The sequence below is a fragment of the Coprococcus sp. AF102-57 genome (genome assembly GCF_027686195.1).
Lineage (GTDB): Bacteria > Bacillota > Clostridia > Lachnospirales > Lachnospiraceae > Allocoprococcus > Allocoprococcus comes.
Window position 1 is genome coordinate 1 of the sequence record NZ_JAQCSY010000008.1, and the last position, 12,738, is coordinate 12,738.

Here is a 12,738-nt window from a genome sequence, read left to right on the forward strand (position 1 = left end):
ATGAAAAAAGTAAGGGAGCTGTAGACCGTTAGGGTTTGCAGCTTTTTTATTGCATAGCAAAATCCGTAGGAACTTCCTGTTAAATAAAAGGCACTACGAGCCTAGGCACATTCTTTATTATTACATATTAAATAATAAAAAAAGAATGCACAGTCTGAACTGCAGCATTCTTTTTCTATTATTGTTTAAGTCTGTTCTGATTACGCCAGTCTCTTGGCGATATTCCATAAATATTTTTAAATGCTCTGGAAAAATGTAATTGGTTGGGATAACCGACTGCATTACTTACATCTTTAATGGAAAGCTTTGTCAGTTTTAATAATTCAGCAGCTTTAATCATTCTATAATTCAACAAAAATTCCTGAGGAGATTTTCCAATTCCGTCTTTGAAAATTTTTCCGAAATAACTGCGGTTTAATCCGCATACAGCAGCGATGTTTTCAACTGAAATATCGTTTTGAAAATTCTGCTCTATGTAGGATAACGCTTCATGGATATAAAAATCCTGAAGGCGGCTGATTTTCGATGTCTGCATAGTAGCCGTAGAACGGATTAGAGCATCAATTGCAAGATAGAGATGTCCGATGAGGTGAAAAGGTGTTGCGTCTCCGTGGCTTGCAATATAGAGAAGTTCTTCTTTCAGTATTTCGCGAAGATCTTTAGAAGTAGCTTTATAAATCGGATTATCCAAACTAAGTCCGGAAAGTTCAATGGTTTCCTTTGCACGTAGTCCGTCAAATTCAATCCATGTATATTCCCAGGGGAGTTTTTCATCAGAGATATAGGTATTGATCTGACCGGGGAAAATCATAAAGCCCTGACCACTTTTTACGTGATAGGTCTGTGTCACACCGTGGGAATCATTTGCCATTAAAATTCCAGTACCGGAGATAATGTAGTGAAAAAGAAAATGATTACGGACGGCAGGACCAAAACTATGCGCCGGTTCACATTGTTCGTAACCAAACTGATACAATCCAAGATCGACAAAATTCTCGCTTGGAAATACTGAAAACATAAGTTCTTTCATAATAATTCCTTTCTCATAGGTGCTCTGCCGTGAAAAAATGATGTTTAGCAGATGTTAAGTCAGTTGATATATATATTTATTCTACTGATTTAATAAATAGATTGCAACTAAAATATACCAAAATGCTATGCATTTAGCAAAAAAGAAGAAAATAATAGCATTTTGGAATAAAAATTCAAATACAATGATATTTATAGTCGCATAATGGTATGTTATAATACAACTATAAAGAAAGCACTTGATATATCGAGCGGTAACTAAAAACGAATATACCTGTGAGGAAGGAGAAAAAATGAGAAGGAAAAGAGCAGCAATTGTTTTGGGAATGTCCTGTATTCTGATGGCATCAGCTGTATTACAGGGATGTCAGCAAAATCCAAAAAGCGGAAAAGTGGAAATTGAACTTGTTCAGTATAAACCAGAGGCGGTAGATATATTTGAACAGCTCGAAAAAGAATTTAATGAGACACATGATGATATCCATTTAAAAATATCTTCCCCAAATGATGCGACAACAATTTTGAAAACACGTTTTATCAGAGAAGATTATCCGGATATTATCGGAATCGGAGGAGATATCAATTATTCGTATTTTGTTGATTCAGGAATACTGGCTGACCTTTCAGATTATGAAGGACTTAGTGAGGTAAAACCTGCTTATCTGGATATTATTGAAGGATTGGAGTTTGTTCCGACAGAAGGAACATATGGGCTTCCGTATGTGGCAAATGCGGCAGGAGTGCTCTATAACAAAGATATGTTTGCGGAACATGGATGGGAGATTCCGCAGACCTGGGATGAATTTGTTTCTCTTTGCGAGGAGATTCAGAATGAAGGAATCCAGCCACTTTATTTTGGATATAAAGATACCTGGACCTGCCTTGCACCTTGGAATGCACTTGCAGTCGGACTTGCACCATCCGATGTTTGTCAGCAGGTGAATAAGGGAGAAACAACCTTCTCCAAAGAATATCCTCAAGTGGCAGAAAAAATGCTTGAATTGTTAAACTATGGTGAAGATGGACCGTTTGCATACGGATACAACGATGCATGTACTGCATTTGCAAATGGTGAATCAGCGATGTATACAATCGGAAGCTATGCAATTCCGCAGATCAAATCTGTAAATCCGGATATGAATATCGGTTCTTTTGTTATGCCGGCTAATGATTCGGAAGAGGACAATGTATTAAATTCAGGAGTAGATCTGCAGTTCTGTGTGATGGATGCATGTGAAAATAAAGAAGCGGCATATGAAGTCCTTGATTTTCTGATGGATCATGAAAGTATCCAGACATACTTAGAAGCGCAGAATGCAGTGCCTTGTAAAGATGAAGATTTTGCACTGGCTCCAGAGCTGGAAGATATGAAACCATATATTCAGGATAACCGTATGGCGGATTACCAGGATCACTATTATCCGTCAGAAATGGCAGTCGATGCACAAATCCAGACATTTCTCATAAACCAGGATGTTGACGCATTCCTGAAAAAATTTGACAAAGACTGGATCAGATATAACAGGGATATCATTCGTATGATAGAAGATTATGAAGCAGGCAAGTAGGAGGGATACAGATCATGAATAAATTGAAAAGGATGAATGGCAGAGAGCGGACATTTTTACTGATTACGATACCGATACTTGCGTTGTTTTTCTGCTTTAATACGCTGCCTCTTATTAAAGGTGTTATTTATAGTTTTACAAATTTTCGAGGATATGGCGAGTTTGACTGGGTAGGTATTCGGAATTATACAGACTTATTTACTGATGCAAGAGTCGGGAAATCCTACCTGTTTACATTCAAGCTTGCAATTGTTGCAACAATAGTTGTAAATGTGTTAAGTCTTGTTTTAGCTCTTGGATTAAACAGTAAAATTAAATTTAAAAGTGCACTCAGAGGAATGTATTTCGTTCCAAATATTTTAGGAGCACTTGTAGTGGGCTATATTTTCAATTACTTTTTCACTTATATTCTTCCGGCAGTTGTAAAAATGATGGGCGGAAAAGGTGACAGTATCCTGGCAAGCTCAAAATGGGCATGGGTTGCGATCGTAATTGTATGTGCATGGCAGTCTGTTGCAATGAATACGATTATTTATATTTCCGGACTTCAGACGGTACCGGAGGATGTATACGAAGCAGGTTCTCTTGATGGAGCGACCGGATGGAAAAAATTCAAGAATCTGACATTTCCACTGATCCTTCCATTCTTTACCATCAATATGGTACTTTGCATGAAGAATTTTCTGATGGTATTTGATCAGATCATGGCTCTTACCAAAGGAGGCCCGGCGCAGAGTACAGAATCAATTTCATTTTTGATTTATAACAATGGTATGGCCGGAGGACAGTTTGGGTTCCAGAGTGCCAATGCAGTTGTGTTCTTTGTAGTGATCGTTGTGATCTCTGTATTACAGATGAACTTTTTGGGAAATAAGGAGGAACAGTTATAATGAAAGTAAAGGTGAAAGAAAGAGTAAACTGGCCAATCACAATTTTATTGATTCTGGGTCTTGTAACCGTTATTTTTCCTCTTTATCTTACAGTTGTGATTGCATTTAAGAAACCGTCGGAAATGACAAACAGTATTTCCGGAATCTTATCACTGCCAAAAAGCTGGAGCTTTTCTAACTTTGCAGAAGCAATGCGTGTAACAGATTTCTGGCATTCACTGGGCAACAGTGTGCTGATAACGATTGTAACGGTAGTTCTTTCCATTCTGATTCATTCTATGATCGGTTATGTGATCGGAAGAAGTAAAAGTACCAGTAAATTTTACAAAGTAGCCTATCTTTATATTGTAAGCGGTATGTTTGTTCCATTTGCAATTTTGATGATGCCACTTGTGAAGCAGACAGCACAGATGGGAATTGACAATATTTTCGGTGTTATTTTGTGTTATCTTGTATTTTATATGCCGATGAATGTGCTCTTATATTCCGGTTATCTGAAAAATATTCCGATGGCACTGGAAGAGGCTGCACATGTAGACGGGGCAACAACCTGGAAAACTTATTGGAGTGTTATTTTTCCGATCATGAAACCGATGCATGCAACAGTAGCGGTACTCACAGCACTTGGTACATGGAATGATGTTATGACACCACTTGTAATTCTGGCAGGTAGCGATGTGAACACACTGCCACTTGCACAGATGACATTCCAGACACAGTTTGGAACCAATTATAATCTTGCATTTGCGTCCTATTTACTGGCACTGCTTCCGATTTTGATTTTCTATCTGATCTGCCAGAAACAGATTCTGAACGGTGTTGTAAATGGAGCAGTAAAATAAATTTGACAGAAGCTTAAGGAGAAGAACATGGGAATCATATACAACGAGAAAGCAAGAACATTTACATTACATACCCATAATACAACGTATCAGATGCAGATTGATGCATATGGATTTTTACTGCATTTATATTATGGAAGAAAGACAGATGGAGTTATGGACTATCTTCTGACCTATGCAGACCGTGGCTTCTCTGGAAATCCGCAGGATGCAGGAAATGACAGAACATATTCCCTTGATGTGCTGCCGCAGGAATTTCCATGCCGACTGACAGGAGATTTCAGGAGTCCGGTGCTTGACCTTGTAAATGCAGATGGTTCTTTTGGATGCGATCTTAGATATCAGGGATATGAGATTTGTGATGGAAAATACAATTTGAAGGGGCTTCCGGCAGTTTATGCTGCAGAAGAGGAAGCCCAGACTCTGATCATTTATATGAAAGATCAGGTGACAGGATTACAGGTAGAATTACTTTATGGAGTTCTTCCGGAGTATGATGTGATCACAAGAAGTGCAAAAGTGATCAATACAGAAGAAGATAAAATCAGACTGACAAAAGCACAGGCAGCATGTATTGATTTTGTTCATGGTGAGTTTGATATCATTTCTTTTTACGGCCGCCATGCGATGGAAAGAAATATGCAGAGAACACCGGCAGGACATGGAGCTTTTGTAATTGGAAGCCGTAGAGGAACATCCAGCCATCAGTACAATCCGATGATGATACTGGCAGAAAAAGAAACGACAGAAGATGCCGGTACCTGTTATGGAATGTCTTTTGTATACAGCGGAGGATTTAAAGCAGAAGTAGAAAAGGATCAGTTCGGGCAGACAAGAATGCAGATGGGACTGCAGGAAGAACAGTTTTCTTATCCACTGAAAAAAGGAGAGGAATTTGTGATTCCTGAAGTTATTTTAACTTGTAGCAGTCAGGGACTTGGAAAGCTTTCCCAGAATCTGCAGAGATGTATCCGTAAAAATCTGTGTCGCGGAAAATATAAAGAAAAAGTTAGACCGGTACTGATCAACAGCTGGGAAGCATGCTATTTTGATTTTACAGGAGAAGATATCTATCATCTTGCCGAGCAGGCAAAGGATCTGGGAATCGATATGGTTGTACTGGACGATGGATGGTTTGGAAGTAGAAATGATGACAACAGTGGACTTGGCGACTGGAAGGTAAATGAAGAAAAGCTGCAGGGAAGTCTCGGTGACCTGATCAGCAGGATCAATGCATTAGGTGTTAAATTCGGGCTCTGGTTTGAGCCGGAGATGGTAAATGAAGACAGTGATCTTTACCGTGAACATCCGGACTGGGCAATTCAGATTCCGGGAAGAAAACCGGTAAAAGGAAGAAACCAGCTGATCCTTGATTTTTCGAGAAAAGAAGTTGTGGATGCTGTTTATGAGCAGATGTGTCAGGTACTCGATCAGGGAAATATCGAATATGTAAAATGGGATATGAACCGAAGTATGGCAGAAGTATATTCTAGAACAGCAGAAGAACAGGGTAGTGTGCAGTATGACTACATACTTGGGCTTTATGATTTCCTGGAGCGTATTATCAGCCGCTATCCGGACCTTCTGATCGAAGGATGCAGTGGTGGTGGAGGTCGTTTTGACGCGGGAATGCTGTATTATACACCACAGATCTGGTGCAGTGACAATACCGATGCAGTGGATCGTGTAAGGATCCAATACGGAACATCCTTTGGGTATCCGATATCAGCAGTTGGATCCCACGTATCTGCAGTTCCGAATCATCAGACAGGAAGAAAGACATCACTCCATACAAGAGGTGTCTGTGCTATGGCAGGAACCTTCGGCTATGAACTGGATCCGGCGAAAATGACAGATGAAGAGTGCGGAGAGATCCGGGAACAGATAGCAGAATACAAAAAATACGCACAACTTGTACAAAATGGACTTTACTATCGACTGAGTAATCCATTTGCAGAAGAAATCAGCGCATGGGAATTTGCATCAGAAGATGGGAAAGAAGTACTCGTAAATGTAGTTATGCTTGAAATCCATGGAAATATGACAGTAAATTATGTGAAACTGAAAGGTCTGCGTGCCGGACAATTCTATAAAGATTCAAGAACCGGAAAAATTTATCCAGCAGAGGCTCTGATGGAAGTTGGAATTCCGATGCCTCTTGAATTTGGTGAATACAAAGCATATCAGATTTATCTGGAAATGGTTGAATAAAAATGAGAAAAGCAAATGATATTTTTGAAAAGAGACTGGCGAAGCATATGGATGAGCTTCGCTGGCTCTATATGGAATTATATGATAATGAAGCAATGTTTGCAGAGCTCTGTGAACAGATGAAGAATTACTATCAAGCAAGAAATGCGAAACTTCGAAAGAGAGATCTGGAGAAGGAAAAGGATCAGGCGTGGTATCGTAAAAAAAACATGCTGGGAATGATGCTGTATATTGATAATTTCGCCGGAAATTTAAGAGGAGTCAAAGGAAAGCTTAAGTATCTGGAAGAATGTGGTGTAAACTGTGTTCATCTGATGCCGTTTCTCGATTCGCCAAAGGGAAGATCCGATGGAGGCTATGCGGTTGCGGATTTCAGAAAAGTAAAGCCGGAACTTGGAACCATAGAAGACCTTGCAGATCTGGCTGAAGCCTGCCATGAAAAAGACATGAATCTGTGTATGGATTTTGTAATGAATCATACTTCCGAAGATCATGAATGGGCACAGAAGGCAAGAATGGGTGAAGGCGAATATATGAGCCGGTATTTTTTCTGTGACAATGAAAACTATGTCAGAGAATATGAGAAAACAGTGCCACAAGTATTTCCGGAAACTGCACCGGGGAATTTCACCGGGCTTCCTGAAATCGGACACTACGTGTTGACTACCTTTTATCCTTACCAGTGGGATCTGAATTATAAGAATCCGAGGGTGTTTAACGAAATGATGTATAATTTCCTTTTCCTGGTCAATCAGGGGATTGACATTCTGCGGATCGATGCAGTTCCTTATATCTGGAAGGAAATGGGGACAAGCTGCAGAAATCTTCCACAGGTACACACGATAGTCAGGATGATGCGTATGATCGGGGAGATTGTGTGCCCGTCGGTTGTATTATTAGGGGAAGTCGTGATGGAACCGGAAAAAGTAGTCCCTTATTTTGGTACCATAGAAAAGCCGGAATGTCATATGCTTTATAATGTAACTATGATGGCTACTACATGGAATACGGTTGCGACGAGAGATACCAGACTTTTACGGATGCAGCTTGATATTATGAACAACCTTCCGAAAGAGTATACTTTCTTAAATTACCTCAGATGTCATGATGATATTGGATGGGGATTGGATTTCCAGACACTTGCCGGTTGGGGAATGCAGGAAGTCCCACACAAAAGATATCTGAATGACTTTTTCACAGGAAAAATCGCAGAAAGTGTGAGCCGCGGGGAACTTTATAATGAAGATCCGATAACAGGAGATGCCAGATTCTGTGCAACGACAGCTTCCATGTGTGGAATTGAAAGTGCCGGATTTGAACAAAATGAAGAAAAGAAAAAAAGAGCAGTCAGATTTGATCTGATGCTGCATGCATATATGATGGTGCAATCCGGAATTCCAATGCTTTACAGTGGAGATGAGATTGGTCAGGTAAATGATTATACTTATAAAAATGATCCGGAAAAACGGGTTGATTCCAGGTATATCCACAGAGGAAAATTTGACTGGAAGCTGGCAGACGGACGAAAGAGAAAAGGAACGGTACAAAAAGAACTGTTTGATGGAATTGGAAAACTTAGATCCATTCGAAGTAAGGAAAAAGTATTTGACGCATCGGCAAATGTCTGGACGCTTGATACCTGGGAAAATGGAATCCTTGGAGTTGTGCGGGAACTGGAGGGCGAGCAGATGACAGCACTTTTTAATTTCGCAGAAGAGGACCGGACAGCCTGGATCGAAGAAGAGGGAGAGTATATGGATTTATATACCGGTAAAAAAGTCAGCCTTCAGGCAATAAAAATGGAAGGCCATTCCTTTGTATTAGCAAAGAAATGCTAAAGTAAGATAGAAAAAGAGCAGGTAAGAAATTTTATCCTTTCTTACCTGCTCTTTTTACTTTATTGGTTTTCCTGCATATCTTTCAGCATCTGGATAAGTTCCAAATCCTTTTCGGTAACACGGAAATTAGTGGTATAATTCCGTCCTTCCGGAGATTTGACGGAGATTTCGATGATGCTGTCTTTGCGGCATGCATCTCCTTTTACTGCATGAATAAAAGGCATAAATTTAGGATGCTCCTGTTGAAAAGTGGAAAATGCGGATTTCAGTTTTGCAAGCATTCCAAGCTGTTGAAAGTTAAGCGCCATAAAATACTCCTTTATAATTCAATATATCCATTGAACCCTCCAAGGGTGTAATATGCTTTTTTGTCTTCTGGTTTCAGATAAATGGAGAGAGCTTCCGGAGTTTCTACAGCGTGTCCCTTTGCATTGCAGTCAGCAATCACACGTTCTGTGATAGCGGCTACAGTATATTCTGCACTCTGGTACTGAACATAGAATGCAGGATTTTTGGCAGGAACTTCTACTGGTACTTTGACTTCTTTTACAACTTCTTTTATCTCTACAACAGGAGTTGCTGTAGCCGGTGCTGATGATGTAGCTGTAGCAGTTACTGCTGATTCAAGTGTTCTTTTCTGTTTTTTCTTATCGATTCTTTTATTCATTATTATTACCCCTTTTTCAAATTGTACAACATCTATTATATTACTTTTATATGGAGAAGTCAAAATGGTATTTATCACAGATATTTTGCAGAAAATGAAAAAGGGTTGCGCATAATGGTGAGATATGAGTATAATGAGTATCGTGTAATTGGAGTATAATCGGGAGGAAGAGGTAGAATGAATAGAGCAGCATTATTTTTTGATATTGATGGAACCGTACTCAGTGAAATTACAAAAGAGATTCCCGCAAGTACGGTAGATGCACTTAAAAGGGCACACGACGCAGGACATTTTTTGTTTATCAATACAGGAAGAACGTACTGCAGTGTCCCGGTGGAACTGAAAAAACTTCCATTTGATGGATATCTGTGTGGATGTGGGATTTATTTTACATTTGATGAAGAAGTTATTTTTGAAAAGCATCTGGATCCGGAGAGGGGCGATGAGATCGCTGATTATATGACAAAATGTCAGATTGATGGGATTTTTGAGGGAGCAGAAGATGTGTATTTCACTTCAAGAGTTTCAAGATTTGACAGATTGGAAAATACAAAAAAACACATGAATAACCGTGGACTTGGAATCGAGCGTTATATGGAGCAGAGAAGATGTCCATATGATAAGATCTTTATTTATACGGATGAAAAAAGTGATGTAAAAGCATTTTTTGAATTTATTAAAGATGATATGGAAGTAATCGACCGTGGAAGTAATACGTTTGAATGTATCCTGAAGGACTATACAAAAGGAACTGCGATTGACTGGGTACTGGAGCATTTTGGAATGACGAGAGACCAGTCATATGTATTTGGAGACAGCAGCAATGATCTGGCAATGTTCCAGCATGCCGGGCATGCGATTGCGATGGGCGCGCATGACCAGGTGCTGGAACCTTATACAGAATTTGTGACAAAGACCGTTGAAGAAGATGGAATTGCTTATGCGATGAAGAAATATGGACTGATCGATTAGAGAATCCTCCGGTAAAGTTACAGAGGAAATTTTCTAAGATGCAGCAGCTTTTATAAGATCATCAAGAGAAGCAAAATGATAACCCATTTCTTCCCATTTGGTGAGAAGTTCATCTAAGATTTCAGCGTTTGTAGAGGACGTACTGTGGAGTAAAACGATGGCACCGGGATGGATCCTCCCAAGCAGCTTTTCAAAAGCCTCTTCGTGTGATGGCTGGTTATCCTGATACCAGTCGACGTAGGCGAGACTCCAGAAGAAGGTATGATAGCCAAGATCCTGTGCCATTTTCAGGTTGGCTTCGCTGTATTTGCCTTGTGGTGGACGATAAAATCTGGAAATTTCCTGTCCGGTGATCTGCTGATACAGTTTTTCAACTGTCTGGATTTCTTCAGAAAAGGAGTCCATTGTAGAGATCTGTGACATGTCTTTGTGATGCCAGGTGTGGTTGCCGATGGTGTTACCGGCAGCGAGGATCTGTTTGATAAGTTCTGGATTGCTTTCCAGAAGTGTGCCGACGACGAAGAACGTTGCCGGAGCCTGATGTTTCGTAAGAGCTTCCAGAATAGCCGGTGTATTTCCATTTTCATAACCGGCATCGAAAGTAAGGTAGATTACCTTTTCACCGGTGTCCTGTGCGTAAAAGGCATCAAATTTTTTCAACTCGTCAAATGTGGCATTGCCGACAGGGGGATCCCCATCAGTTTGGAAGCTGAGCCCCCAGTTGCCTTCAGAAGAGGTGGGAACAGCGGCTGAAAAGAAATGATCATGCAGAAATGCAGCGCCGATTCCCACAAAGAAAGCCGCAAGGAAAAGAAAACAGATCCGTATAATATTTTTTGATTTTAATCTGGAAAACATAAAAGGAACTCCGATCGGATAGAAAACAGGTGATTGATAAAATATATGTGGAAATGGAAGGAAAAGAACCGAAATAGATAAAATAGCGGTCAGAAAATAAAGTGGACAAAAAGTGATTAAAAAATAAAAAAAGGCTTGCATTTTTTCTGAGATGTGATATCATATTATTTGTCTTTAAGACGCGGGTGTAGTTCAATGGTAGAACACCAGCCTTCCAAGCTGGATACGTGGGTTCGATTCCCATCACCCGCTTTTGTTATGCGTAAAAAAAAGAACCTCAGATGGTTGATGAAACGATCAGGGCGGTTCTTTTTTTGGCACAAAAAAGTGCGCATCTTGTCTTATAAGCTGGACTTACGCTGACAAGCTACACACTTTTTTCATAGCAAATATATTATTTTAACAAAGCAAAAAACGAGTAGCTGCTAAACTGGATTTACGCTTACCTGCTACTCGTCTGCTATAATTATATTTCCAGTTTTTTCAAAAGTCAAATAAATTTTTCTTACACTGCGACAGTTCTTCCTTTCATTTAATTCTCTTTTCTTTTACGGAAAAGATATTCATCTAATTCTTTTTTGATATTTTCCGGAATTTCTCTCTTCACCGGGCATACCACAGCGTTTGTGAAACGATTTGTAAATAAACTCAGGAAATGAATATCTTTCTGCAGCTGCTCCATGGACATCACAGCCTTCACATCGTACCGGCAATGGATCGGTGCAACATTTCCGCTTGCAAGACGGGCAAATGAGACTGCCGGTACACCTTTATCTGCAAATGGAGTGGAATCACTGGGGTACACGCCTGTCTCAGAAGCTATCGGGAATCCAATTTCCGCTGACATATAGCTGATGTAATGAGAAAGCTTCTCTTCTGCTGACACGCATGCAATGAATTTACCCATATAGGTTCCGATCATATCAAGATTGATGTTGAATACGATTTTATCCAGCTCTGCCTCATGATCTTTCACATAAGCTTTCGATCCTAATAAACCACGTTCCTCGCTTCCGCAGAACACAAAGCGAAGACCGTAATTGCGTTCTTTGTCTTTCATGTATTCCATAATTCCGAGAAGTCCTGCACATCCACTCATATTGTCATAAGCACCATGTGAAAGAGCGGTTGTATCATAATGTGCACTAAGCATGATCCACTCTTCCTTTTTTCCCGGAAGTTCTGCGATCACATTATGGGATTCTCCGTCATATTCCTTCTGCTTAATCTCTAACCGCATCTTTTTCGCATGATTTTTTACCAGCTTAACCGCATCTCCTGTATGAATCATTGCACAAAGGACTTTCTTTTCTTCTCCGACAACTGCTTCCCGAAGATCTCTCTGGTCAATATCCTGCTGTGGATAATATAAGTTACCATACTGGCAGAGAATTGCCTTTGCACCTGCCTTCATCAGATCCCGGTAAGTAAAGAATCCAAATCCCTGTGTGTCCATCAGAACAATCTTGTCTTTGGCTCCTGCAATCGATACTGGATCTGTTCCCGGCATGTAATACAGCTCTCCTTCTGCCACACCGCTTCCGCAGCAGGAAAAAGCCTTGCATGTTATCTCTTCCCCATCTGCATACAAATGAACCTCTTCAATATCGCCCATTGCCACGCGAAAACCTTCGATCTGTGCCGGAACCCCCATGTTCTCACACTGCATTTTCAGATATCCTGCAACCTGCAATTCTTCTTTTGTCCCACTTGTATGGACAAAATCCGTGTCGTTAAAAATCTGCTGTAAATCCATCTCAAAAATACTCCTTTTCTTCTTTTTTCAGATTTTTCCTTCTGACATACATTATAGCAAAATCCCGACAAGTTTAGTAGCACGGTTTTAAGTATCATTCGTATTTT

11 protein-coding genes and 1 tRNA gene are annotated in these 12,738 nt (G+C 40.1%); 7 read left to right on the forward strand and 5 right to left on the reverse strand.

The features are described 5' to 3' along the window. Positions 1 to 178: 178 nt before the first annotated feature. Positions 179 to 1,030, reverse strand: a complete 852-nt coding sequence (locus PGZ10_RS06775; protein WP_270540971.1) for an AraC family transcriptional regulator — start codon at positions 1,028 to 1,030, stop codon at positions 179 to 181. A 292-nt stretch (positions 1,031 to 1,322) separates the two neighbouring features. Between PGZ10_RS06775 and PGZ10_RS06780 the strand changes: the two genes are divergently transcribed. The 5 genes from PGZ10_RS06780 to PGZ10_RS06800 are packed head-to-tail and all read left to right on the forward strand — an operon-like array spanning position 1,323 to position 8,378. Further along, on the forward strand, positions 1,323 to 2,597 hold the full coding sequence (locus PGZ10_RS06780; protein WP_270540972.1) for an ABC transporter substrate-binding protein: 1,275 nt from the start codon (positions 1,323 to 1,325) through the stop codon (positions 2,595 to 2,597). A 14-nt stretch (positions 2,598 to 2,611) separates the two neighbouring features. Further along, positions 2,612 to 3,487, forward strand: a complete 876-nt coding sequence (locus PGZ10_RS06785; RefSeq protein ID WP_008370893.1) for a carbohydrate ABC transporter permease — start codon at positions 2,612 to 2,614, stop codon at positions 3,485 to 3,487. Beyond that, positions 3,487 to 4,329 carry a carbohydrate ABC transporter permease gene (locus PGZ10_RS06790; protein ID WP_117555417.1) on the forward strand — a complete coding sequence of 281 codons (843 nt, stop codon included), beginning with the start codon at positions 3,487 to 3,489 and terminating at the stop codon, positions 4,327 to 4,329. The genes PGZ10_RS06785 and PGZ10_RS06790 overlap by 1 nt, the downstream gene beginning before the upstream one ends. Before the next feature lie 27 nt (positions 4,330 to 4,356). Continuing rightward, entirely contained in the window at positions 4,357 to 6,540 is a 2,184-nt protein-coding gene (locus PGZ10_RS06795; RefSeq protein WP_270540974.1) for an alpha-galactosidase, read from the forward strand. A 2-nt stretch (positions 6,541 to 6,542) separates the two neighbouring features. After that, positions 6,543 to 8,378: an alpha-amylase family protein gene (locus PGZ10_RS06800; RefSeq protein ID WP_270540975.1), complete on the forward strand. Its 1,836-nt coding sequence runs from the start codon at positions 6,543 to 6,545 to the stop codon at positions 8,376 to 8,378. A 59-nt stretch (positions 8,379 to 8,437) separates the two neighbouring features. Here the strand turns inward: PGZ10_RS06800 and PGZ10_RS06805 are convergent, their stop codons facing one another. Both PGZ10_RS06805 and PGZ10_RS06810 read right to left on the reverse strand, forming a co-directional pair. Next, positions 8,438 to 8,686: a hypothetical protein gene (locus PGZ10_RS06805; RefSeq protein ID WP_022219869.1), complete on the reverse strand. Its 249-nt coding sequence runs from the start codon at positions 8,684 to 8,686 to the stop codon at positions 8,438 to 8,440. Positions 8,687 to 8,697: 11 nt separating this feature from the next. Continuing rightward, positions 8,698 to 9,045, reverse strand: coding sequence for a DUF6465 family protein (locus PGZ10_RS06810; protein WP_117555423.1), 348 nt, complete (start codon positions 9,043 to 9,045; stop codon positions 8,698 to 8,700). 177 nt (positions 9,046 to 9,222) lie between these two features. Here PGZ10_RS06810 and PGZ10_RS06815 point away from each other — a divergent pair, with 177 nt between their 5' ends. Further along, positions 9,223 to 10,017, forward strand: coding sequence for a Cof-type HAD-IIB family hydrolase (locus PGZ10_RS06815; RefSeq protein WP_117555425.1), 795 nt, complete (start codon positions 9,223 to 9,225; stop codon positions 10,015 to 10,017). A gap of 33 nt (positions 10,018 to 10,050) precedes the next feature. Here the strand turns inward: PGZ10_RS06815 and PGZ10_RS06820 are convergent, their stop codons facing one another. After that, entirely contained in the window at positions 10,051 to 10,875 is an 825-nt protein-coding gene (locus tag PGZ10_RS06820; protein ID WP_182450900.1) for a polysaccharide deacetylase family protein, read from the reverse strand. Between the two features lie 181 nt (positions 10,876 to 11,056). Between PGZ10_RS06820 and PGZ10_RS06825 the strand changes: the two genes are divergently transcribed. Then, positions 11,057 to 11,127: transfer RNA gene (locus PGZ10_RS06825), tRNA-Gly, on the forward strand. Positions 11,128 to 11,407: 280 nt separating this feature from the next. Here the strand turns inward: PGZ10_RS06825 and PGZ10_RS06830 are convergent. Next, positions 11,408 to 12,631, reverse strand: a complete 1,224-nt coding sequence (locus tag PGZ10_RS06830; RefSeq protein WP_173826181.1) for a M28 family metallopeptidase — start codon at positions 12,629 to 12,631, stop codon at positions 11,408 to 11,410. Between the last annotated feature and the right edge of the window lie 107 nt (positions 12,632 to 12,738).